General features: G+C 39.5%; 27 protein-coding genes. All 27 read right to left on the reverse strand.

The genetic code is table 11. From position 1 onward, the window contains the following. Positions 1–30: 30 nt before the first annotated feature. The 27 genes from JQ843_RS03960 to JQ843_RS04090 all read right to left on the reverse strand — a co-directional run bounded on the left by JQ843_RS03960 (position 31) and on the right by JQ843_RS04090 (position 24,211). Positions 31–1,608, reverse strand: coding sequence for a hypothetical protein (locus tag JQ843_RS03960; RefSeq protein WP_203212950.1), 1,578 nt, complete (start codon positions 1,606–1,608; stop codon positions 31–33). A 71-nt stretch (positions 1,609–1,679) separates the two neighbouring features. Then, positions 1,680–2,900, reverse strand: a complete 1,221-nt coding sequence (locus tag JQ843_RS03965; protein ID WP_203212951.1) for a DNA cytosine methyltransferase — start codon at positions 2,898–2,900, stop codon at positions 1,680–1,682. 50 nt (positions 2,901–2,950) lie between these two features. Next, on the reverse strand, positions 2,951–3,796 hold the full coding sequence (locus JQ843_RS03970; protein WP_049509852.1) for a hypothetical protein: 846 nt from the start codon (positions 3,794–3,796) through the stop codon (positions 2,951–2,953). Then, on the reverse strand, positions 3,780–4,964 hold the full coding sequence (locus JQ843_RS03975; RefSeq protein ID WP_049509850.1) for an AAA family ATPase: 1,185 nt from the start codon (positions 4,962–4,964) through the stop codon (positions 3,780–3,782). Before JQ843_RS03975 ends, JQ843_RS03970 begins: the two co-directional genes overlap by 17 nt. Then, the gene (locus JQ843_RS03980) at positions 4,961–7,201 is read right to left on the reverse strand and encodes a DUF262 domain-containing protein (protein WP_049509848.1); all 2,241 of its coding nucleotides are present in this window, start codon (positions 7,199–7,201) and stop codon (positions 4,961–4,963) included. The genes JQ843_RS03975 and JQ843_RS03980 overlap by 4 nt, the downstream gene beginning before the upstream one ends. Positions 7,202–7,260: 59 nt before the next feature. Continuing rightward, a complete protein-coding gene (locus tag JQ843_RS03985) occupies positions 7,261–9,912 on the reverse strand; it encodes a valine--tRNA ligase (RefSeq protein WP_203212952.1) in 2,652 nt (883 codons plus the stop codon). After that, positions 9,905–10,444, reverse strand: a complete 540-nt coding sequence (locus JQ843_RS03990; RefSeq protein WP_238393749.1) for an AAA family ATPase — start codon at positions 10,442–10,444, stop codon at positions 9,905–9,907. The genes JQ843_RS03985 and JQ843_RS03990 overlap by 8 nt, the downstream gene beginning before the upstream one ends. A gap of 38 nt (positions 10,445–10,482) precedes the next feature. Continuing rightward, the gene (locus JQ843_RS03995) at positions 10,483–11,043 is read right to left on the reverse strand and encodes a GNAT family N-acetyltransferase (RefSeq protein ID WP_125456210.1); all 561 of its coding nucleotides are present in this window, start codon (positions 11,041–11,043) and stop codon (positions 10,483–10,485) included. After that, a complete protein-coding gene (locus JQ843_RS04000; protein WP_125456209.1) occupies positions 11,030–11,608 on the reverse strand; it encodes a flavin reductase family protein in 579 nt (192 codons plus the stop codon). The genes JQ843_RS03995 and JQ843_RS04000 overlap by 14 nt, the downstream gene beginning before the upstream one ends. Positions 11,609–11,891: 283 nt before the next feature. Next, complete coding sequence (locus JQ843_RS04005) at positions 11,892–12,287, reverse strand: helix-hairpin-helix domain-containing protein (RefSeq protein WP_004261126.1); 396 nt, start codon at positions 12,285–12,287, stop codon at positions 11,892–11,894. Positions 12,288–12,382: 95 nt separating this feature from the next. Next, on the reverse strand, positions 12,383–12,637 hold the full coding sequence (locus JQ843_RS04010; RefSeq protein ID WP_004261124.1) for a DUF1912 family protein: 255 nt from the start codon (positions 12,635–12,637) through the stop codon (positions 12,383–12,385). A 9-nt stretch (positions 12,638–12,646) separates the two neighbouring features. Further along, positions 12,647–13,981: a DUF438 domain-containing protein gene (locus JQ843_RS04015; RefSeq protein WP_203212953.1), complete on the reverse strand. Its 1,335-nt coding sequence runs from the start codon at positions 13,979–13,981 to the stop codon at positions 12,647–12,649. Continuing rightward, the gene (locus JQ843_RS04020; protein WP_000368739.1) at positions 13,981–14,214 is read right to left on the reverse strand and encodes a DUF1858 domain-containing protein; all 234 of its coding nucleotides are present in this window, start codon (positions 14,212–14,214) and stop codon (positions 13,981–13,983) included. The genes JQ843_RS04015 and JQ843_RS04020 overlap by 1 nt, the downstream gene beginning before the upstream one ends. 265 nt (positions 14,215–14,479) lie before the next feature. Continuing rightward, complete coding sequence (locus tag JQ843_RS04025; protein WP_203212954.1) at positions 14,480–14,662, reverse strand: hypothetical protein; 183 nt, start codon at positions 14,660–14,662, stop codon at positions 14,480–14,482. A 214-nt stretch (positions 14,663–14,876) separates the two neighbouring features. Further along, positions 14,877–15,227, reverse strand: coding sequence for a 30S ribosome-binding factor RbfA (gene rbfA, locus JQ843_RS04030; protein WP_001273601.1), 351 nt, complete (start codon positions 15,225–15,227; stop codon positions 14,877–14,879). Between the two features lie 251 nt (positions 15,228–15,478). Next, a complete protein-coding gene (infB, locus tag JQ843_RS04035) occupies positions 15,479–18,271 on the reverse strand; it encodes a translation initiation factor IF-2 (RefSeq protein ID WP_203212955.1) in 2,793 nt (930 codons plus the stop codon). A gap of 16 nt (positions 18,272–18,287) precedes the next feature. After that, entirely contained in the window at positions 18,288–18,587 is a 300-nt protein-coding gene (locus tag JQ843_RS04040; RefSeq protein WP_016399195.1) for a YlxQ-related RNA-binding protein, read from the reverse strand. Next, positions 18,580–18,873, reverse strand: a complete 294-nt coding sequence (gene rnpM / locus JQ843_RS04045; RefSeq protein WP_000857557.1) for an RNase P modulator RnpM — start codon at positions 18,871–18,873, stop codon at positions 18,580–18,582. Before rnpM ends, JQ843_RS04040 begins: the two co-directional genes overlap by 8 nt. Before the next feature lie 21 nt (positions 18,874–18,894). Continuing rightward, complete coding sequence (gene nusA / locus JQ843_RS04050) at positions 18,895–20,031, reverse strand: transcription termination factor NusA (protein WP_049502004.1); 1,137 nt, start codon at positions 20,029–20,031, stop codon at positions 18,895–18,897. Between the two features lie 43 nt (positions 20,032–20,074). Next, the gene (rimP, locus tag JQ843_RS04055) at positions 20,075–20,554 is read right to left on the reverse strand and encodes a ribosome maturation factor RimP (RefSeq protein ID WP_001808691.1); all 480 of its coding nucleotides are present in this window, start codon (positions 20,552–20,554) and stop codon (positions 20,075–20,077) included. A gap of 125 nt (positions 20,555–20,679) precedes the next feature. Next, a complete protein-coding gene (gene trmB / locus JQ843_RS04060; protein ID WP_203212956.1) occupies positions 20,680–21,315 on the reverse strand; it encodes a tRNA (guanosine(46)-N7)-methyltransferase TrmB in 636 nt (211 codons plus the stop codon). After that, positions 21,312–22,106, reverse strand: coding sequence for a cell cycle regulator CcrZ (ccrZ, locus tag JQ843_RS04065; protein ID WP_203212957.1), 795 nt, complete (start codon positions 22,104–22,106; stop codon positions 21,312–21,314). Before ccrZ ends, trmB begins: the two co-directional genes overlap by 4 nt. Positions 22,107–22,267: 161 nt before the next feature. Beyond that, positions 22,268–22,879: a CPBP family intramembrane glutamic endopeptidase gene (locus tag JQ843_RS04070; protein ID WP_203212958.1), complete on the reverse strand. Its 612-nt coding sequence runs from the start codon at positions 22,877–22,879 to the stop codon at positions 22,268–22,270. A 30-nt stretch (positions 22,880–22,909) separates the two neighbouring features. After that, positions 22,910–23,158, reverse strand: coding sequence for an immunity protein BlpZ (blpZ, locus tag JQ843_RS04075; protein WP_203212959.1), 249 nt, complete (start codon positions 23,156–23,158; stop codon positions 22,910–22,912). A 57-nt stretch (positions 23,159–23,215) separates the two neighbouring features. Continuing rightward, positions 23,216–23,620 (reverse strand): immunity protein, encoded by a 405-nt coding sequence (locus tag JQ843_RS04080; RefSeq protein WP_203212960.1) that lies wholly within the window; start codon positions 23,618–23,620, stop codon positions 23,216–23,218. Between the two features lie 28 nt (positions 23,621–23,648). Next, complete coding sequence (locus JQ843_RS04085) at positions 23,649–23,969, reverse strand: role in replication (protein ID WP_203212961.1); 321 nt, start codon at positions 23,967–23,969, stop codon at positions 23,649–23,651. A gap of 14 nt (positions 23,970–23,983) precedes the next feature. Next, complete coding sequence (locus JQ843_RS04090) at positions 23,984–24,211, reverse strand: bacteriocin class II family protein (protein WP_203212962.1); 228 nt, start codon at positions 24,209–24,211, stop codon at positions 23,984–23,986. Positions 24,212–24,350 lie beyond the last annotated feature (139 nt).

The raw sequence follows: 24,350 nt of genomic DNA on the forward strand, positions 1-24,350 counted from the left end.
AGGTTAAGGGGGAGAAAGTGACAGGACTTTTTATTTCTTTGCTACCCAGCCGTTAACATCGATTGGTGGATTTTCAATATCAATCCAGATAAATTCAATACCGATTTCCCCATTTTTAAACTTAGTCAAACGAATACCGTTGATTTCCAGTTCATTGAGTCGTTGACCTGTCAATACCTCTCGTTCTTTCAACTGGAAAACACCACGTAAAATCCAATTCCCGAGGATTTCTTGCTTATCGGTAGACTGAATAGCCTTACCAGCTTCTTGATTTATATAGGCGTTAATAACATCACCAGAAGATAAAAAGCGTAGTTTAAAAGTTCTTTCTTCTTTGGATAGAGCTAGTTTTTTAGTTCCAGGCTCAAAAGTCCCAAATCCTGGACCAAAGAAATCTGGTCTTTCATCATGGAAGTTCTTGGAGTCGGGCAGAGGAATGTAAACTTCGCTAACTGGACGATATACAAGTTGTTCAATTTCTTTAATGAGTTTTTCATTGCCAGTATTATGCACAAAGTGAATCAAGTCCTCACGAATAGCCTTCATCTGAACTTTCTCTTCCCTACTAGTCCACTTTTTCAAGAGGATTTCTTCTAAAGAGAAGATCACAAAAGCTAGTTCTTCTTGAGCCAGACTATCTTTGAATTTTTCCTGAATCTTTAGAATCCGCGGCAGACGATCTTTCTTAGCTAGTTTTGATCCGCCATTAAAGGCATTGAAACCAGAGCTTTCTTCCACATTTCCATGTTTGTCTGTGATAACCCAAGACACTGTTTCTAGGATATCGGATTGTTCCTTTTCAGCTGTCAGTAAATGAAGATTCTCAAAGAGAGAAAAAGGATCTTCGATATAATGCACATCCCAAGTATCTACCACAATGTCCTTATTATTAAAAGTCATGTGAAGCTGACTGTCAGCTGCCGTGTACTTGTAGTGGTGTTGCCCATCCGTAAAACGAAAATTAGTTGGATTGTTTTTGGTAGTTGATCCTTCAATGACTAGATTATCAATATCCACTGGTAAATAAGTCGTCTCACCAACAAAAATCCTAGGACTTTCTCCCTTTGGTGTCGGCATCAGAACGTGGTAAACAGCTTCAACATTGACCGAGTCAGAGTTGAATCCCTTGATTTGCGCCTTAGAAGATTCGATTCTCTGATTCCTCAAAGTCGCAATCTTTCTTGCCAACTCTTCATAGCGTTGATAGTTTTCCTTGTCTGCAGCTTCTTTATCAGCTGAAATATCCGCATGAAACTTGATATCACCCAATAAGTCCGTCCAAGCTTGAGAATCTTTCTTGAACTGGGCAATTTTTTGGTCTCCTGAATTGATTCCAAAAGACTTGATCCCCACTAGGTATTTATGATTTTCATCGACAACGACGGAAGCATCATAGGAAGTATTGGCGATATCTTCCCCAACAGCATTGAAAGCCTTCTGGAAAACAGTCTCCTGAAATTTGGAGTTGACGATAGGAGCAACATAATTCTCCGTTTGTCCCTCGTCTTCGGATTCTGCCTTTTGAGAGAAAGCTTGGCTCAAGCTAGCAAAGTTGGTAATTAAGGTTTTGTATTTGTCTTTTTGATCTGTTTTTAGATGTTCCCACATAAGCGCCCTCTTTTCTATTTTCAGTATATCAAAAGAAGATTAGTTTTTCACTAATCCCTCTTATATATTCGTTAATTAATACTGTAAAATTCGAGTTTGCCTCGTTTTTTAACCAATTTTAAATAATCTTCACCAGACAGAAGAGCTAAACCATCATCATAAGCCTTTATTCTTTCAAGAGCCTGGTCATAGCTATCCGCACAGTCTTTCACATAAGACTGGCCCTCAAACTGTCCATTCATCTTGGTGTAGATAATGGCAATTTTTCCTGAGCGTTCAAGTTGAGATTGCCCTTGGCTTTCATTTAAGGCCTTAGCAACATTTTCTGCAATGCGTTTAATCACGGGGACAACCACACTGTTTCCAGCCTGCTTGTAGAGCTGACCATTGGAAACACCTTCTGGGATTTTAAAGGATTTAGGATAGCCTTGGACATTAAAGGTTTCTTTGGGAGTCAACTTACGAATCTCGCCACTGTCTGTCAAAATCAATGGAACATTGTGTCCACCTGTTCCCATATTGGCTGTCAAGGTAGGGACAACACCGTTTTTATTTTCACGGACATATTGACGACGCCATTGGTAAACCGTATCTTGACTAGTCACTTCAAACTTCAACTGGTCGTAGAAGTTTTGCTTGTCTTCACGGTAGTAGTAGACCTCATTTAGCTTATCGCCGAAGTTAATGACGTCTTGAAGAGTCGTAGTCAGCTTGATTTCCTCTGGAAATTCAAATAAGTCATAAGCTTCCTTGGTATCAAAACCAACAATGTAGATCCGCTCACGGTTTTGTGGGATATTTCCGTAGTCTTTCCCATTGAGAACCTTCCACTTGATGAAGTAGTTATTCTCAGTCAAGGCTTCGCGAATAACCTTGAAGGTATTGCCGTGGTCATGACCGACCATGTTCTTAACGTTTTCGATGAAAATGGCGCGAGGTTTACGCCCCTCAATCATGCGAAGCAACTCAAAGAAAAGATCGCCACGATCGTCATCAAAGCCCTTGCGATAACCCGCAATACTAAAGGCCTGACAAGGGAAACCTCCCATAATCACATCCACGCGCTCAGCTGGAATGTCCTCTGGCTGAACAGTGTGAATATCACGACCATCCAAATAGGTATCTGGATGGTTTAACTGATAAGTCTGACGCGCATACTTATCAAACTCATTGGCATACACCACTCTGAACTCGTTGGTCTGTTCAAATCCCAACTCAATTCCCCCAACACCTGAGAAGAAAGCTGCAATGTTGTACTTCTCAGGCCGGTTCGAACTTACAGAATTTGTCATGTAGTTACCTGCTTTCAATTTTTTTAAAATATTGTTTTACTCTCTAATAATTATTCGATATCACTCGGAATAAAAAAATTATGCTCTTTTAATACTTTTTTTATCTCGCTAGAAACACGATATTTTTTACCATATCCATCATGCTTCCATAGATTTTTTTGGCTCTTTTTTATATCAAAAAAGTTATCTATTAAGTAGAACGCAAAATCTTTTTTAGGATGTATATGAGAAAAATTCAATTTCTCCCTTCCTCCAGATTGAATTTGGACATCTGGACCATCAACGTGAAAATCACTATTATTACGTATAGAAGTTTCAAATAGCCTTTCTTTTTGACTAAGCATTTCATCACATCGTTTACCATATCCATCTATTAGATAGTTATTTCTTTTTTCTCCAATTAAAGAATATTTATGAGATAATTGATTTCCTAAATTATCAGTGTCTATAATTTCTAATGGAAAAGTGTTGAATTCTGGTGATTTAAACTGTAAATAATTACTTAGCTTGTCTTTTGATAGATTAATAACTTTCTTACCATTTTTAGGTATTTCTTGGTAGCTTAGAGTCCAAGTTTCACAACATTTTTCACTATATGCTGCTGTTAAATTACCTATAATAGAGTCTAATATTGCCACAATATAACGATCTTGAACCTCATAATATTCATATCTTTTTGTATATAGAGCGGATAATAATGAAGAGCTAAATATAAGAATTAATTTATCTTTTTCTCCTTTACTTGTCAGTAAATCATTCAACAATTCTATTTCAGTTTTTGTTAAATCTAAATTTTCGCATTCTTTAAAAAGTAAAACAATCCATAGTGGAATTTTGGGATGTAAGTCATAAAATTCTGTACAAGATGTTGTTTTCTTTTCAGTATTTTTTGCCATCTTCTCTTCTCTTCTCATATACAACTTTATAGAATTTATTATTATCCTTTAAGTACTGATCAAAAAGCCCTTGGTGATATTCTATTACAGTACCATTTTCATCTAACTCCACTGTTCTAATTTTAGTTGTTAATACTTCTCCTAGGTTCTCATCACTAACTTTTTCAAGAGCAGCAAATAAAATTGTACAATCTAAATTCGTCATTTTAAAATATTTGGCTACATTGAAAATGTGATCACTATGAGTTTCAATAAATAATTGGCGATTTGACTCAGATACCCATTGGTAAAAATACATTAGATTGGATTGTAAACTAGGATGTAAATGGATTTCTGGGTTCTCAATAATAACTACTGTTTCCTCGGGAAGTATAAGTAAAGCCAATATTTGAAATAGTATAAAGGTAACTCCTGTGCCAACATGTTGTGGTTCATACTCACTTCCTCCCTTATGATATTTCAATTGTAATAGTTTCGAACTAATATCATCTACAGAGACTGTATATCCAGTGAACTCTTCAAGCCAAAAATTAACTATATTAATCAATTCTGCCTTACTACTAGTTTCAACTATATAATCAATTCCTTTACGTTCCAAAATGGTTTGTTGCATGGGATTTGATTCATAGACAGGTAGTTTAGGAAATATTTCACGAATTTTATTATTATTAAAAAATAACTCTCTATTTTTTATAACAAATTCTTTACTATCACTTTTTTCATAAAGTAATGAAATTAACCCTTCCCCTCTAGGGTTAAATAATTCTAAATCTCTACTCTTTTTATAACTATCCAAAATTCCAATTCTCTCAGCCGATAGATAAGCTATATCTATAATTTTCGGATATGTAGGGGGACGCTTCCCATCCTCTATTGTAATTATTTGGTCTAGAGTTGTGGGAACGCCAAAGGAATACTTAAATGTAATTGTTTTTGATTCCTCTTTTGATAATTGATTATTTTTTAAATTATCTACACTTCCTAATTTTTTTAAATATCCATTTAAAATATCGTGTGAGTCGGATTGACCCAAAATAAGCAATGATTCAATTAATGAAGATTTCCCTGCAGAATTTACGCCAGTAATAACATTTAAATTAGAAAATTCAACTTTTTCATTTAATGCGTACGATTTATAATTTTCAATTTCAACACTTTTTAATTTCATAATATATCCTTCAATTTTAAAGATTGCTTAATATCCTTTATAAATTTTTCAATGTAAGAAAATCTCCAGGTTAGTTTTTCTTTAGAGTCTCGTCTATATAAAATATTATTTTCAAAATTCTCATCGCCAATAAATTTAATATAAAAGTCAAAGAATAAATCTAAATTAGTTTCAATAACTGATTTTTCAAAGCTGGATATTAAAAACAACCAACTCTCAAAAATAATCATATTTACAGTGTTTGAATCTTTCCGACTGAATTCTTTGTATGATTTCAACTCAAACATTCGTTTTGAAATTTGAATACATGATTCATATAATGAATACAACTTTTTCACCTCAGAATCACTAATAATATTAATAAATTTCATTACCCTATCTAATAGATTATCAATTCCATCATAATCGCTATCAAAGTTATAAATACTCATAAATGAATCATTATTATGAATTAGATAATAAGCAAGGAATCTCAATACTAAGTATTGATCTTTCTTTCGTTTTATTGGGACTATTCGTAATTCTTTATTATCAGAAATTTTATTTAATAAATATGTTACTTTACCAACATTTGAAGCATTTCTAATTTCTTGAATGGTTAATCTCTCTCCACCTCTATTAACTCTCATAAAAATTTCATTTTGAAATCTCGGTATAACTGAAGAGTCAACTAAGTAACATGTCAAAGGGTAATCTTCAAATTTTCTTTTTACTCTTGATTCAAGTTCTTTAAAATAAACCTCATCTTTTGAATCTTTATTTAAACATAAAAATCTATAACTTGATGGCAAAGAAAGTTTCCCTTTTAGAAATTCTAAAATTGAATTAATTCTTTGTTTTCCATCTACTACCAGCAAATTTCCGTTTTTATCTATTGAAAAATAAAAAGTAGGAATAGGAATACCAAGTAAAATACTGTCGATCAATTGTTGTTTCTTAGGCTGATTCCAAACATATTCACGCTGAAAACTAGGTTCCAAAATCAATGCATCACCTAAATCAGTATAATCTATTCCCACATTGCTATTATCTTTGTAATCATTTTGATATTCTATAAGTCGATCATAGAATTTCTTGATATCTGAAATGCTAAGCTCTCGTTGAGTAACCGATAGTTTTCTTTTTAATTCATTAGCTGGCAATGACATAAGTTTTTCCATTTCTGATTTAAACTCATTATCATCCTTATCTATTTCAAGAGCAACTTCTAGTGCTTCACTCTTATCAATAAAATTTTCATCGCTTGATAAATTTATTTTATCTAATAGATCATCATTTCCTTCAAAATCTAGATCTAGATTATTTTTTAAACTATTTTCTTCATATTCGCCATCTGTTAGTAATTTAGGAACATTATCCAAACTTCGAAAATTTTCATCGCCAATCAATAGTTTTATACTATTTTTATAATCAGAGAATAAATCACAAATAGCACTAAAAATAGAAAGAGCACCTTTTGTTGAAACACGATTAATAGCTTGATTGGGAGTTCCCTTGAGACTAGGGCCAATATTAAATTCATTTGAAGTATCTGGATAGTAATATAAATCTGAAGGAGTTATTTCTGTAGGTAATTTAATTAAGACTTTTGCAGTAATTTCATAGTTATTAGTTGAATTCTCTACATGAATATTTTCTACCTGACCAATAGCTGTCAATCCATTTTCCCATTCCTTCCATTTCTCGCTATCTCCACCTAGAGAAAGAAATAAAAGGTCACCGACTTTAAGTTTTTGACTATTTGATGTTTTAGGATTATATCGGTTCAGATTATCAATTCTAACATTATAATCAATTATTTCTGTAGTAGCATCTAAATTGTAAAGAGAGGTTGAAGTTTCTTCTTTTTTGGTTTTGATACTATAAAGATATACTTCTTTGCCTCCTATACAAAGGAAATATGAATTCTTGTCTAAATTTTTGTATATCTCGGACACTTTATTTTGAAGTTCGCTTAATGAGAAATCTTTATATTCATTATAAACTTTCCAAAGACTTTTATTTTCATTTTCTAAATCTCTTTGGTGGTATCCTTTTCTACCGTTTTTGAAATAAGGATCAAATGAATCTGTCCATTGTCGGATAGTATTAGCTTTTATTCCAGTTAAAATTTCTAATTCACGGTATTTACTAATAATTTTACTTCTTCTTTTATCATTGCTAGGCAATTTTGAGAAATACAAACAAATAATTTGAACCTTCGTCTTCAAATCAATATTATCATTTCGAGTAGTCATATAACTATACTTTCTATTTTAGGTAGTAGGAAACACGGCTCGTCACCGTGTTTCTTTATTTATTTCACCAACTTCTTCATCTCATCAATACGTGCTACGGTCGCGTCGTATTTAGCTTGGTAGTCGGCTTGTTTGTCGCGTTCTTTTTGGACAACTTCTGGTTTGGCATTGGCTACGAAGCGTTCGTTAGAGAGTTTCTTACCAACCATATCCAGTTCTTTTTGCCATTTAGCCAGTTCCTTGTCGAGACGAGCTAGTTCTTCTTCGACATTGAGGAGGTCTGCCAGTGGCAGGTAGATTTCTGCTCCTGTGATGACGCTTGACATAGCGAGTTCAGGTGCAGGGATATTTGATGCGATTTCCAAGTGTTCTGGATTTGTGAAGCGTTTGATGTAATTGACATTGCTGTTAAAGAAGGCTTCCAAGTCACTATCGCTAGTCTTAACCAGGATGGTGATAGGCTTGCTTGGTGCTACGTTTACTTCTGCACGCGCATTACGAACAGCGCGGATCAAGTCTTTGAGGCTTTCCACACCAGTGTGAGCCACAAGGTCTTCAAAGGCTGGATTGACAGTTGGGTATGCTGCTGTAACGATAGAGCCTTCTGAGATTTGTCCAAAGATTTCCTCTGTCACGAATGGCATGATTGGGTGGAGGAGACGAAGGATCTTGTCCAAAGTGTAAAGGAGAACAGAACGTGTGATAACTTTCTCTTCTTCGTTGTCGCTGTAAAGGACTTCCTTAGTCAACTCAACGTACCAGTCCGCAAACTCATCCCAGATGAAGTTGTAGAGGATATGTCCAGCGACACCAAACTCAAACTTATCAAAGTTGGCAGTAGCTTTTCCGATTGTTTCATTGAGGTTGTGGAGAATCCAGCGATCAGTGACATTTCCAGCTTCCTTGTTGACCACTTTTTCGACATTGGCAGTTGCTTGCTCAAGGGTCAAGCCTTCATTGTTCATGAGGATGTAGCGAGAGATGTTCCAGATTTTGTTAATGAAGTTCCATGAAGCATCCATTTTCTCGTAAGAGAAGCGCACGTCTTGTCCTGGTGCAGAACCGTTTGAAAGGAACCAACGAAGGGCATCAGCACCGTATTTCTCAATGACATCCATAGGGTCAATTCCGTTTCCGAGAGATTTAGACATCTTGCGTCCTTGCTCGTCACGGATGAGACCGTGGATAAGCACGTTTTGGAATGGCTGACGACCAGTAAATTCCAAGGATTGGAAGATCATACGAGATACCCAGAAGAAGATGATGTCGTAACCTGTTACCAAGGTTGAAGTTGGGAAGTAGCGTTTGAAGTCTGCTGAGTCGACATCAGGCCAGCCCATGGTTGAGAATGGCCAAAGGGCAGAACTGAACCAAGTATCCAAGACATCTTCATCTTGTGTCCATCCGTCACCTTCTGGAGCTTCTTCACCGACGTACATTTCACCCTCAGCATTGTACCAAGCAGGGATTTGATGACCCCACCAGAGCTGACGAGAGATTACCCAGTCGTGTACATTTTCCATCCATTGAAGGAAGGTATCGTTGAAACGAGGTGGGTAGAATTCTACCTTGTCCTCTGTATCTTGGTTGGCAATAGCATTCTTAGCCAATTGGTCCATCTTGACGAACCACTGAGTAGACAAGCGTGGTTCAACCACAACACCTGTACGCTCTGAGTGACCAACACTGTGAACACGTTTTTCGATTTTAACAAGGACACCGATTTCTTCCAACTTGGCAACGACTGCCTTACGAGCTTCAAAACGGTCCATGCCTGCAAATTCAAAGGCCAAGTCATTCATGGTTCCGTCATCATTCATGACGTTGACTTGTGGCAAGTTATGGCGTTGACCAACCAAGAAGTCGTTTGGATCATGGGCAGGCGTGATTTTCACGACACCAGTACCAAACTCAGGATCTGCGTGCTCATCACCAACGATTGGGATGAGTTTATTAGCGATTGGAAGGATGACGTTTTTACCAATCAAGTCCTTGTAGCGTGGGTCTTCTGGATTGACCGCAACAGCTACGTCCCCAAACATGGTCTCAGGACGAGTTGTCGCAACTTCAAGGGCGCGTGAGCCATCTTCCAGCATATAATTCATGTGGTAGAAGGCACCTTCGACATCCTTGTGGATAACTTCGATATCAGAAAGGGCAGTGCGAGCAGCTGGGTCCCAGTTGATGATAAACTCACCACGGTAGATCCAGCCTTTCTTGTAAAGGTCCACAAAGACTTTGCGGACAGCTTTTGACAAACCTTCATCAAGCGTGAAACGCTCACGAGAGTAGTCTACAGAGAGCCCCATCTTGCCCCATTGTTCCTTGATAGTAGTGGCATATTCGTCTTTCCATTCCCAGACCTTATCGAGGAATTTCTCACGACCTAGGTCATAACGTGTAATGCCCTCTCCGCGCAAGCGCTCCTCAACTTTAGCCTGAGTGGCAATCCCCGCGTGGTCCATCCCTGGAAGCCAAAGGGTATCAAAACCTTGCATACGTTTTTGACGGATGATAATATCCTGCAAAGTCGTATCCCAAGCGTGACCAAGGTGAAGTTTACCAGTTACGTTTGGTGGTGGAATAACGATAGAATAAGGCTTAGCCTTTTGGTCTCCTGAAGGCTTGAAAACATCCGCATCAAGCCATTTTTGGTAACGACCAGCCTCAACCTCGGCTGGATTGTATTTAGGTGAAAGTTCTTTAGACATGTGTTTGTCCTTTCTCTATTGTATTCATTTTATTTTGAATTTGCTTAGCAGCTTCTTCTGCAGACAAATTCGTATTATTTATTTTAAAGTAATGGTGCAACTCATTCGGTTGATGTTGAGAATTTAATTGAAGTGTTTCAGCAGTCTCTAAAATTTCTCTTTCAGATACCTCAATATGTCGTTTTAAGGGTTTGTGCTTCAACCGGTTCTCCGTTTGATTTCGACGTAAACGCTCTTCAAGACTTGTTTCCAACTCAACAAACAGAATCTCTTGATGATAATCATTCAACAAACTCTGAATTTGCTTTAAATACATCAGTTGGTACTGATTTGAAAAATCAATTACGTCAGTTAAAATTACTGATCTCTGATTTCTAGCGCTAGCTCCAAGGAAAGAAAAGGTAATTCCACGAACAAATTCCCACATCTCCTCGGTATAATCCTGATAGATTTCTAGTGCAAAATCGATGGCTTGATGGTTATAAAAGAGGGTAGAATCCGTCAGTCGAGACAGTTCTTGACCAATCGTCATTTTTCCTGAGGCTGGAGCACATCATTGGAAAAGATGCATCAAATCACCTCCCACTCACGCCTCAACAAGCCATATATCAGACTGTCACAGCGGTTTCCTTGAATATCTTTACGTTCTCTTATGCGAGCTTCGAGGGTAAATCCAAGTTTTTCTGCGACTCGTTGACTTTGGACATTATAACCAAAACAAGTCAGTTCAATCTTGTGAAGACCCAAATCTTTAAAGGCTAAGTCAATCAAGGCAAACGCTGCTTCTGGTACATAGCCTCGACCCCAATAGTCTGGATGCAAGGTATAGCCAAGCTCTAGCACATCATCCGCATGACGATGGTTGAAGTCAACAGAACCAATGACTTTATCGGTTCCTTTGACGACAATCCCATAGCCAGCTGGGAGATTTTCCTTTTGATTGCGTTCTGGAAGGATATGCTCTAGATAGTAAACCTCATCTTCAAAGGTTTTGACTGGAGGAAAGCCTGCTGGATAGGCGACCTCTGGGAGACTAGCGTAGGCATGGATATCCTCGGCATCAGCGACTGTGCAGACTCGTAACACGAGATGTTCTGTTTCCAAGCGTTCTGGCAGTTCAGCTCTTGTCATCTTTCTTCCTCGCTTTCTTTATGAAGCTCCCCATAGGGTCAACACGGTTATCTAAATAGCGATAAACGCGCTGGTGACCGTCCCCCATAAAGTAAGTCGGTGAAAAACGATCATTTTTAAAATGTCCCTTATCATCCAAAAGTTCTGGATCAGCAAGTCGCTCGATAATCTTGGCAAAGATATGACAGATTCCATCTTCCTCGATAATCCGATCTACCCGACAGTTCAATACGACTGGACAGGCCTCTAAAATCGGAGACTGAGTCTGTTCAGAAATCTCGTAGTCTAGTCCCAGGTGTTTCAATTTCTCTCGATGACTGATAAAACCAGCCTCCTCCATCTCGAGCATGAGATTTTCATCAGGAATATTCACAGTAAACTTCTGGTAATGCTTGATTTGCTCAGCCGCATTTTCCTCAGCTCCGACACCAATGACTAGCCAATCTCCCAAGCTATAAGAGGAACTGCAAGTCGTGATATTCTGCTCAAAGTTCTGGTCCTGATATCCCAAAATGAAAATAGGAAAGCCATAATACAGTTTACTTGTGTTAAAAGATTGCTTCATAACAACCTCCTTTTACTAAGACGCAAAAGAAAATCCCTGCCATCTACATGACAGGGACGAATGTATTTATCCGCGGTACCACCCAATTTCGGGCAGTTGCCCGCAACTCTCGTCTTTAAAACAAAAAGACACTTTTATTTCAATTTTTCATCTATTAGCAACTAGTTTTGACACATTTGTGGACTTCTCAGCTCCGCCACTTTCTGTAAAATGTGGGATTCAAAACACCTCTAATGGCTCTATTGTAGCAAGATTTTGATGGAAATGCAAGGCACAAGAAAGATTACTTGAACTTGATGCCATTTTCTTTCAATTTCTTGATGGTAGCTGGGCCGATTCCTTTCAAGGCAAGGAGTTCTTTTTCAGTCCAGTTTTTGAAATCTGACGCAGACTTGATTCCTTCATCATAGAAAGTCTTGGCACGGTCAAGTGGAAGTCCACCCAAGTTTGCTGCAAAATCTTCTACAGAATTGGCTACTTTTTGAGCTTGCTCTTTGGTAGCTTCTACTGCTTGTTCAACTTTTTTAGAAACAGCCTTACCAGCTTGGCTTGCTGACTGCTCAGCACGTTTCACGACTTTTTTTGTCTCTTCTACAACCTTAGTCACAGTACTTGAAAAAACACCTGCACGACGGAGGCTATTTCGTAATTGTTTTTTACGATTGAGTTTCTTTGACATGATAAAATCCTTTCAATAAAAAACCCCTGCTCTGACAAGGATTTAATATAAATATTCTATCAAGATTTTAGTAAAAAATCAAGAATCTATCTCGTTTAATAATTTCGCTCACCAAACAAGCCATCTGGCAAATCATGGAATCCCTTGCCTGCCTTGAAGTTTTCAAACTTACCAAGCAAGAACTGATAAGCATCCAAGCGACTTTCGTAGCGAATCATGGCATCTTTAGCACGCTCGTCCTGGTCTTCTTCGTAGACTTTTTTGCTTTCCTTATGCGCCATGTCATTGATCATAATCTGGGTATTGACCCAGGCTTCAAATTCCTTCATAAATTCTTGTTCGTAACTCATTTTTTCTCCTTATTCTAATCCACGGAAATAGTCCGTGTCAATCTCTCGGTAGGGCTGGATATCCTGAACATACTCCAGCACTCCTTGGAATTCTCCGTTTTCATCGTGCACTGCTGCGTAGGTGATGTGGACAAACTTACCTCGCGACTCGGACTTAAACCACATTTCATACTTGTCTTTAGTACCCTCACGAAGTCCCTTCATGATAGTCCTGACCTTATCCAAGTACTTAGGTGGATGGCAGAGTTCGACATTGCGCCCGACTTGGGACGGGGTCCGTTTGAAAATCATCTCATCAGCTGGCGTATTGTCATTGTAATACTGGAAAATATCGTCTTTATTGACAAAGGTAATCTCCATAGGGAGGTGATTAAGGATGAGGTTAGCCTGCTCGACCGAGAGATAGCCATTGCCAAAAGCCTGTTGACTATGGCGGTCCAGCACTGCTTCCTTTTCCTTAGGGGTAAAGGTAATGGTAAACTGTCCTTCTGGCGTATCGATAACTTGCTGAACTTGACCCTCTGCCTTATCTAGCTGTACAGGCTCCCCTGCACTATCTTCCTCAACAAAGCTCTGTCTTTCTGGCACCCATTTCTCAGACGGACGGATGATGGCATAACCATAGGCATCGCTCTCCTCCGCAATCTGAAGCCAGTCATCCTGAGTAAAGGACTCAAGGAGAATCATGAGAAGGATGGACTCTTCCTTGAAAATCATACTTTCAAACTCTGTCGCAAAGGCTTCAAAAGCTTCTTTCACAGTAGAAATCGGCACTTCAGGTAGTGACTTAGCTGTCATTAGAGCTGTTTGAAAGAGTTCCCTGATCTGATCATCAACTCCCCACATAACTTTTGGAGGTGAATCGTGTCCATAGCGCTCCATGATAGGAAAGAAGAGTTCTTCTTTACGTTGGTAATGGATGTCAAATTGACCTACAAGTCCCATCTGACGCACCAAGCCCTTGCGCATCTCCGCCAGCATTTCCTCGTCTTCCATAGATTCATAAGTATCTAACAATCTCCGAATGCGAATCAAGGCCGCACGGAGGGCCAGATTTTCTTCTTTGAAAACGCGAACTGGGTGACCTGGATACTCGGTATCCTCTACTTCGACACCTTTAATAGCATTTTTAAAAAGATTGGCATGGACATCACAGAGTTCCATGACATCTTCAAAGGTGACACCTGAGTCTGAGTTCATCAGCTCGTGCTCCATGAGGGAAATCTCTATGGCTGAGACACCTGCAAAAGTCGCATCAAAACGCTCCTGAACCGACTCAGGAGAGGCGCCATTATGCAATTCTAACAAAATATCCCGTAGGACATGAATCCGTTCATCTGCCATTAGTCTAATCCAATCACTTCGTAGCCATTCGCTTCCAGTGTGCGGACAATCTTGTCCATAGGAGTTCCTTCCAGCTTAGAACCCTGTTTGAGCGATACCTTACGACCAACGGTATTGCGCATCAAAGGATTAGCAAGGGGTTTAAATCCCAGCTCAACTAGAATTTCCAAGACTTCTGGATGCTTGTCCACCACTTCTGCAACAGGAATTGACACATCGATGATATTGTCCATGACGACCTCCATTGTATGTTCTAAAATGATTTTACTGCTTTTATTATACCATATGGAAAGAAATTAAAAAACTAGCAGTGGAGTTCCTGCTAGTTCTCAGCGACTTGAATTACGACCTAAATAAGTTTAAAGAGCCAATCCAATATTTTAAATAATAGCTTGTAAAACAGCAATTGGACTGTAAAAGAGATGATCATCCAAAAGAATTTCAAAATCCCAATAATCGGTTTGATAAAAATAATGGCAAGAAGTCCCCAAAAAAATTTCATTTTTTATCCTCTGACTTAATGAGCCACCGAGCTGTATCCATTAGCTTATCTGCAATAAAGAGTTTCCCAAAACCGACAACGGCATGATCATCTTTCTTTATCGTTTTCATTACTTTAACACCTTGCATGGTCAAAAAGTAATTCCCGTAAGTTTTAGCTAGAGTTTTTATGAGTCCCAAATTATCTTCCCTCGTTTAACTACACTTTCAAAATATTAACGGTACCAGCCTTGTTGCCTATTGCTGAAAAATCGTTTTATCCCACTCTTTTCATTTCCTATAATATCATACAAGCTAAATTTTATAAAGCATTTTAATAATTTTTAAGTCTAGAAAGATTCCCCAGTATGTTTTGTAGCCATTTCCCCACCAAAAAAGAGGGTTACCCCTCTTCTTAGTTCTTATCCAGATTGCGTAGCATTTCGTCAATCTTGTTTCCATATTCGATGGACTCGTCTTTGACGAAGGTCAAATCTGGGATTTTGTACAATTTTAAATTGCGACCAAGTTCACGTTTGATGGTCCCAGTTGCTTTTTCAAGCCCGATTTGGGCTTTTTGATTATCTGAAGCAAGGTTACTCAAAATGGTGTAGTAAACCTTGGCAACAGACAAGTCACCCAACATCTGAACATCTGTGATGGTCACACCTTGGACACGCGGATCACGGACTTTCTTTTGCAAAATCTCATTGACTTCGCGTTTGATTTCCATGCCCACACGATCCGTACGGAAATGATTTGCCATGATATTCCTTTCTCTACTTTGAACCAAAAGCTAGGCCAGCAGACCTAGCTATTTTTAAACTTCTTGATTTTCATTTCAAATTGAAACGAAGTTCAATTTGAAATCATCTGCTTCTTTCGCCGTGGTGAAAGTGATGGAACTGATTTATCAGTCCCATCACAGGGGATTTTTGAGACCCTAGGCTCAAAAATAAGCAATGAAACCATCGGTTTGCTTGCGTCCCTCACCACCTAAGAAAGGAGCAAAAAATCTTATCTCTTGATTTCTTCCATGACATAGGCCTCAATCACATCATCCATCTTGATATCATTATAGCCATCGATCATCAATCCACCTTCACGACCGTTTGTAACTTCTTTCACGTCGTCTTTGTAGTGTTTCAAGCTTGCAAGTTCACCGTCATAGATAACGACACCATCACGGATAACACGGACTTTAGAGTCACGGGTAACCTTACCGTTGATAACCATGAATCCACCGATAGTTCCCACTTTAGACACCTTGAAGGTTTCACGGATAACTGCTTCACCGATAACTTTTTCTTCAAATTCTGGATCAAGCATCCCCTTCATGGCTTCTTCCATCTCTTCGATAACCTTGTAGATAATACTGTGGAGACGGATTTCCACATCGTCAGCTTCGGCTTGTTGACGAGCTTGTGGTGTAGGGCGTACGTTGAAACCAACGATAAAGGCATTTGAAGCTTCGGCAAGGGTCACGTCTGATTCGTTGATTGCACCGACCGCTGAGTGGACGATGGTAACTTTAACACCTTCCACATCGATTTTCTGAAGTGAGGCAGAAAGGGCTTCAACAGAACCTTGTACGTCGGCCTTGATGATAACGTTAACTGATTTGAGTTCACCAGCTTTAAGCGTATCAAAGAGGTTTTCAAGGCTGACACGTTGGGTAGCTTGACGTTGTTTCATAAGGGCACGTTTGGCACGTTCTTCACCTGCTGCACGCGCAGATTTTTCATCTTCGTAAACGGCAAAGTGGTCACCCGCCATTGGCGCTTCATTCAAACCTGTGATAGAAACTGGTGTTGATGGTCCAGCCACCTTGACACGACGACCAAGGTCGTTGGTCATAGCACGGACACGACCGAAGGTATTTCCGACAACAATTGGGTCTTGGACATTCAAGGTACCTTGTTGCACAAGAAGGGTTGCGACCGCACCTTTTCCTTTATCCAAGCGCGCTTCGATAACTGTACCGATAGCACGCACTGTTGGGTCTGCCTTGAGTTCTTGGATTTCAGCCACAAGAAGGACTGTTTCCAACAATTCTTCAATGTTTTGATTGAATTTAGCTGAGATTTCAACAAATTCAGAATCTCCACCCCAAGCGGTTGACATAACTCCATGCTCTGCCAATTCACCGATAACGCGTTCTGGGTTGGCACCTGGTTTATCAATCTTGTTGATGGCTACGATAATTGGAACGTTGGCCGCTTTTGAGTGGTTGATGGCTTCAATTGTCTGAGGCATAACCCCGTCGTCGGCCGCTACAACCAAGATGGTAATATCAGTAACAGACGCACCACGCGCACGCATAGACGTAAAGGCCGCGTGTCCTGGTGTATCAAGGAAGGTGATCTTCTTACCATTTTCAACGATTTGGTAGGCACCGATATGCTGAGTGATACCACCTGCTTCACCTGTCGCAACGCGAGAGTTACGAAGAGTATCCAAGAGGGTTGTTTTACCATGGTCAACGTGTCCCATAATAGTTACAACTGGTGGACGCTCAACCAATTCATCTTCATTAAGATAGCCATCTTCGACAAAGAAACGTTCGATGTCGGCATTATCCACTTCAACCTTTTGCTTAGCTTCGATACCATAATCCACCATGAGGAGTTCAATTGTTTCCCCATCCAAAGATTGGTTTTGTGTGGCCATGACACCCATCATGAAAAGTTTCTTAACGATTTCAGCTGGTTCACGTTTGATACGTTTTGCGATTTCCGCAACGGTCATACCATCTGTATATTCAAATTCTGTTGGCAATTCATGGAATTTACGCTCCGTAACAGGTTTTGGAGTCTGATTGCGGTTGTTCTTGTTATTGCCTTTTTTGTTCTTTTTGTTGTTATTCCAGTTACTATTCTTTTGATTTCTCACTTGATTTTGACTACTTCGATTCTTTTGTTGTTTTCTAGGACCATCTTCTTCGTGATCATAATCATCACGTTCTTTGTCTGGTCGAGCTTGTTTTTTACGACGTGTATCCACTGGCGCTTCTTTAGCTACAGGAGCTGGTTCAACCACTGCTTGAACTTGTTGCGCTTGTTCAGCTAACTTAGCCACTTCTTCAAAGATTTCCTCTGGCTCCTTGCGTTTGTTTGCTTGGGCCAAGGCTTCTTTGGCAGCCTGAGTCTGCTTGAAACGTTCCTCACTTGAACGTGCGTACTCTGCATTTTGCTCTGCTTTTAGGGCTGCTGCACGGGCTTTAAAGTCAACACGTGGAGCCGCTTGATGTGGACGTTTGTCCTCTTGTTGACGACGCTCATTTCCACGATTTTGCTGACCTTGCTGTTTCTTAGCTTGGTCGTTAAAGCGACGATTATCGCGGTTGCCTTGACCTTGTTTTCCACCATTACGGCCGTCGTTTTTCTGACGGTTTCCGTTTTGTTGTTGGTCACGGTTATTGCCCTTGTTTTGCTTGCGTCGTTCTGCCTGCTCTTTGGCACGAGCTTCACGCTCAGCCTTGAAATTACGACTTTGTGGTTTAGCCGCTACTTTTTCTGTTTTAGGAGCGACTGGCTCAGCAGGTTTTGCCTCTTCCTTAGCTACAGCTGGTTTAGCTGGCTCAGATTTTTCGGCTTTCTTTTCTGCACTTGCTTTTGGTGCTGCAGGTTTTGCTTCTACTTTTGGAGCAGCTGCAGGCTTAAAGCTGGCAGCGATTTTTGCAGCGACAGCTTCTTCCACACTTGATGAGTGGCTTTTCACATCCAAGCCCAACTCTTTTGCACGCGCTACAACTTCTTTACTTTCTTTTCCAAGTTCTTTTGCGATTTCGTACAATCTTTTCTTAGACAAATCATGTCCTCCTCTTCTATTCCATAAGAGACCTCATTTTCTTTGTAAATCCAGCATCTGTTACAGCCAAAACCTTTCTCGATTTTCCGACTGCTATGCTTAATTCCAGTGTTGAAAACACGGTTACAATTTCTACTTGATAATAATGACTTTTATCTTGAATCTTCTTGGTCAGATTGGGTCCAGCATCATGAGCTAGAAAGACCAACTGGGCCTTGCCATCTTGAATCGCTTTAACGACCAATTCTTCACCCGATATGATACGCCCTGCTCGCTGAGCCAGTCCCAAGAGATTGCTTATCTTTTGCTTATTCAAGTCCTAACTCTCTTCTTTTCACTTTGTGATCCACATAAGCGATCAACTCATCATAAAAGCTTTCTTCCACTTCCATGTCAAAGCTACGGTTAAAGACCTTCTTCTTTTTAGCCTCTAGGGCTTCTGCATTGTCTAGCTTGATATAAGCGCCGCGGCCGTTAGCCTTGCCTGTCGGATCGATAAAGACTTGTCCTTCCTTGTTCTTGACAATACGGAGCAAATCACGCTTATCAATCACCTCATTAGAGACAACAGACTTGCGCAAAGGGATTTTTCTCGTTTTCATCTTTCCCTCCTCTAGCAGCTTTTATTCTTCTACAGTATCGTTTTCTGCTTCCAACTCTACCGAACCAGCTTCTTCCATGGCTTCAAATTCGCTAGCAGACTTGATATCGATACGGTAGCCAGTCAAGTGAGCTGCCAAGCGAACGTTTTGCCCACGACGACCGATAGCAAGAGAAAGCTTGTTATCAGGAACAACCACCAAGGCACGTTTGCTATCGTTTTCGTCAAAGATAACTTGGTCAACTTCAGCAGGAGCGATGGCATTGTAGATAAATTCAGCTGGATCTGCTACCCACTCGATAACATCGATATTTTCTTCGATTGGCACCATACGGTCGCTCTTGGCATCGTAACGAGCTGGGTGGAATTTGCTAGTAATCTTCTTGATATTAGCACCACCACGTCCAACGATTGTACCGATAGCGTCCACGTTTGGATTATGACTGCGAACTGCAACCTTAGTACGGTCACCAGCTTCACGAGCCACGCTCATGATTTCAACAGTTCCATCATAAACTTCAGGAATTTCTTGCTCCATCAAACGTTTGATCATTTCTGGATGGCTACGGCTAACAAAGACGTTGACACCGCGAGGGTTGTCTTCAACCTTGTAGACATAGACTTCGATACGATCATGAGAAGCAAAAACTTCCCCAGGGATTTGGTCTTGTTTTGACAATTGGGCTTCGATGCTACCAAGGTTAACATAGATAAAACGGTTGTCAAAGCGTTCTACTGTACCAGACATGATTTCTTGCTCATGTTCTTTGTAAGTATTGTAAGTGATGGCACGTGTTTGCTTGCGCATTTTTTCCATGATGGTTTGTTTGGCAGATTGAGCTGCTACACGACCAAACTCAGCAGGTGCTTCTTCAAACTTGATTTTGTCACCAAGTTCATAAGCTGAATTAATGGCAAGAGCATCTTTCAAGCTGATTTCCAAACGGCTATCAAATACTTCATCAACCACTTCACGGACAGTATAAACTGTAAAGTCACCTGTTTTTTCGTTGAAGTCAATAGCTACGCTATCTGATTGACCATAGCGTCTGCGATAAGCGGAACGAAGCGACTCTACTACTGCGTCGATGATATCTTCTTTTTTGATTCCCTTGTCTTCTTCCAAAATGCGGAAGGCCTCTAGCATTTCTTTACTCATGTTTTCTTCACTTTTGAATCCTCAAAAGCTATCCTTTCTTTTTCTATAATTTAACTGCTAAACGTGCTTTTGATACTAAACTGTATGGAATTTGGACAGTTTTCTTACGCGTCTTGTCCATATATTCCATGGTCAACTCGTCCTCTTCAAAGGCCAATAAGGTTCCTTCAAAGACCTTTTGCTTATCGATGGCTTGGTAGAGCCCGACATGGATGTATTTCCCAACCGCTCCAGCGACGGCATCCTTGGTTTTCAAAGGACGTTCCAAGCCTGGACTGGTGATTTCTAGGAAATATTGTTCTGGGAAGGGATCTGGCTTGATGGTGTCTAGGACAGGACTGATAATTTCTGTCAAGTCTGCCGTGTCGTTCAAGGTAATTCCTTCAGGTTTATCTACAAAAATACTGAGAATCATGTCACTGCCAATCTTTCCATACTCTATATCCACGAGTTCGAAAGGAGCTTCTATGACAGGTTCTACAACTTCTCTGACTAATTCTACGATTGTTGCGATTGCGTCCACCTCCTCATAAGCAAGAGGCGAAGATATTTCCCCGCCTCACTTTTCATATTCTTACTCTCAGTATAGCACGTTTGCCAACTTATGTAAAGCAAAAGCACTTATACAGCCTGATTTCAGGCTAATTCTTAAAATTCTGCCTCAACTCGGTAGATAACTTGCCCCTTGTTGGAGAATTTTTGCTCGTATTCTGTCATGACATTGCCTTCAAAATCACTGGCATGTAAATCAAGCCAGACACCATTAAGCTTCATGCCATACTGAGAAAAGCTCACTAGGCTGTACTCAAACAAGCCACGGTTATCCGTCTTGAAATGAATTTCTCCATTTTCAGGCAAGATACGTTTGAAGGTATCCAAGAAGGTTTTGTAGGTCAAACGACGCTTTTCATGGCGTTTTTTAGGCCAAGGATCTGAAAAATTCAGATACAAGCGATCAATCTCACCGTCTTCAAAGTAGTCGGTCAAGTCAGAACCATCCACCCACAAGAGCGTGATGTTAGGCACTCCAACTTCAAGCACCTTGTCCAAAGCGTAGCTCAAAACAGACTTTTGAATATCAATCCCGATATAGTTGATGTCAGGGTTTTGCTTGGCCATACCTGAAACAAAGGCACCCTTTCCACTTCCAACTTCCACATGAATGGGATTATCATTGCCAAACAAGTCCCGCCATTTTCCCTTGGCTTCCAAGGGATTGAGGACTACATACTGGGGATTTGCCTCTAGTAATTCTGTCGCCCCTTTACGATTTCTAACTCTCATCTTCTCTTTCCATACTTGTCTCGGAAGTGACGCAAGCCATGGATCTCCCGATTGACATTTTCTAAATCTTGGTTCATATAATACTTGGAAATCTGGCTCAAATAAGACAATTGACCGTACCAATACAATTTATTTAATACTGTTTGATTGTACTTGTAACCGTAGTAGGTCAACCATTCCTTCCACTGATGTTCTGGAATATAATGGCAGAGCATATGGGCCACATCAAACATGCGGTCGGTCAAGCGAACCGAATCCCAATCCACCAAATAAATCAAGCCACTATCTGTCTCAATCCAATTACTATGTCGTACATCTCCATGGACAATGGTCGCATGGTCCTCTCTAAATCCTGGAATAGTCTGACGTAAATCAGTCATCACTTCACTGATAAAATGATTTTTACGCAAAGCATCTGGAGCCGTTTCCTGCCAAGACTGTAGTAAATCTACAGGTGTTTCCATGGCATATCCCAAACGACTCAACTGTGTCATCAACGGACGTGAGCGATGAAGACGGGTTAAAATATTGACGATTTGTTTACGATTCATATCATAGGGGGTCAATATCTTGCCTGTCAACCATTCTTGAGCACACATATCACGCCCATCTGCCAAACGGCGACTCCATAATAATTGTGGAGCAATTTGTTCTCTAGCTAGTCCAGGTAGGATTGGAGAGGTGTTCATTTTTACAAAGATACGCTTCCCATCGGGATAGCTACCCATATAAGCCTTGCCACTTTTCCCAGGTATGGGAGTCAGTGTTAGCTCATTATCACCCAAATCCATTTCTTTCCTCCGTATAAAGTTTCCTTACTATTCTACTAGTTTTTGGCCTATTCGTCAACCGCTCCAGACCCGATTCTCAAAGAAAAGCATCTGGATTGGCTTGGGTATCATTATAGAAAGAAAAAGGCAAGCACCGTCTTCTGCTTACCTTTTCATGATTTTTATAAATAATATAAGAGTGGCCAACTGTTGTAAAACATGTGGACTAGAGTAGAAACCCATAAGTTTTGGCTCTTTTTATAAGCAAAGCCCAGCAACAAGCCCCCAAGTAGATAAAAAATAAACGAAGGGACATTAGAAGGTCCATGCATGAAAGAAAAGAGAGAGGAAGTTAGCACAAGCCCTAACCAAGAATTGTCAAAAACCGCACCTTGAAAAAGTCCTCTGAAAATGAGTTCCTCCTGGATGGGACCAAAAACTGAGGAAGTCAAAATCAAAGACAGAGAAATTCCTCTACTGACTTCCGCCAAGTGTTGAACTCCTGCGCCAGAAGAAACAGCGAAGAAATGAATATAAACCAGCGTCTCAAGTACACTTAGAAGAAAAATTGCAATGAAAAGCAAAAGTTCTTTCTTGCTTAACATCCCAAAAGAAATCATTTCAAACTTTCTAGCATAAGTAACACTCAGCGAGGTTACAAGAAGACTTACAATAATCAGTTCAGATTCATTTTGAAAAAAATCCCCGTGGTTAATCGTATAAGGAACTGTAATGACGATTAGTAGTACTAAAAATCCAAAACAAAAGGCATGAATTTTATCAAAAAACTTCATAAAATTATCCTCCTCAACAAACAAACTTCCCTACACGTCATTCTTTAACTCTAGTCTTTCCAAAACAAACCATTTGAGTAACCAAAATCCGACCACATAGCCAGCTCCTAAGAAGATAGCCATTAAAGATAGCATGGGATTTAGGAAATAAAAGACCACAACAGATACAAAGGTTAGCACAAAAACATTAAAGGCAATGGTGTCAGAAGCCAAGACTAGAATATAAGGTGTCAACCAGTCTAAGATTTTGGAATCTAGGAAAAATAAGTGTTTATACATGATGACCTCCTCTTGTCAGACTATAGACTAGCCGCAGATTAAGAAGAAAGTTCTTCTCTACTTTTTATAATACTTCAAGCCCCAAATGAGTAAAAGCATGATAATCAAGCAGAGAATAGCACCAATATAGGCAATTAATTGTTGATAGAATTCTCCTGCTGTGATACCTCTATACAAACAGATAATAGACATAAAGCCTGTCAAGCCGATATACATGAGTTGATTGGTTCTAGGACTAACCAAATCATCGTCTTCAAACTTTCTTATCCTCATTTCTCTAGTGAGGTAAACAGTGACCAAAATAGAAGCCAAGTTAATAACCACTAAAAGAAATTGGAAAATCAAGGAAAAATTTAAAAACTGACGAGATAGAAATAGATAAGTAGAGACAAGTAAAGGCAACTGACCTAAGAACAATCTCGCAAGGAAGATGGTTCGTTTTTTAAAAAATATTTTTTTCATTGCTTTCTCCATTACAATTAAATGACATCTAATCATTTTCTAAAATTTGATAACTTTTATGAAATGTTTTAGCAGAAACAACTCTATGATTGGTGATATCTATATAATCACCTGGATAACCAAGAACATACATCCCATAACCAGCGAATCCTCCTCCAACTGTTCCAACTAGACCAAACTTGATATTCGTTTCGAGAGAAGTGTTAAGACCTGCCATTAGAATGCGCACATGATTATCCAACCAAACCATATAATTTTTTTGAAAAGCTTCCTCTACCCAACTTGGTTTAGGAGTTGCTTGACCAATTTCCCAAACATCAACAATTTGATTCCCATATTTTGCCTCCATATCTTCAATCCTTTTTAAATACCATTATATGAGTTTGGAGTTCCCCCTATACCATAAGGACTACATGGTTTTGAAAGATGTATAATAGACCACTTACCATTTAATTGATCCAAAGTTGGAGAAGGTGCTAGCCCACCCAATAAACCAGAAATCATATCTCCCCAACCTCCGAAACCTCCTTCAACTTTCGCAAGCATCTCAGTATCCATCATTTCAAATTGTGACATCGTTTTTGTATTCATAACGAATACCTCCTTTTTTATTTTTAATTTTAATTGTTATCCTGTTGCAATTGGCAATTTTAGTATAACACTATTTGTTAAAGTTTTTCATACAAATCTTGAATTATCATCAAAACATCTTAAATTACTCAAAGAGTAC

The sequence above is a fragment of the Streptococcus mitis genome (assembly GCF_905187495.1).
Taxonomy (GTDB): Bacteria; Bacillota; Bacilli; order Lactobacillales; family Streptococcaceae; genus Streptococcus; species Streptococcus mitis_CU.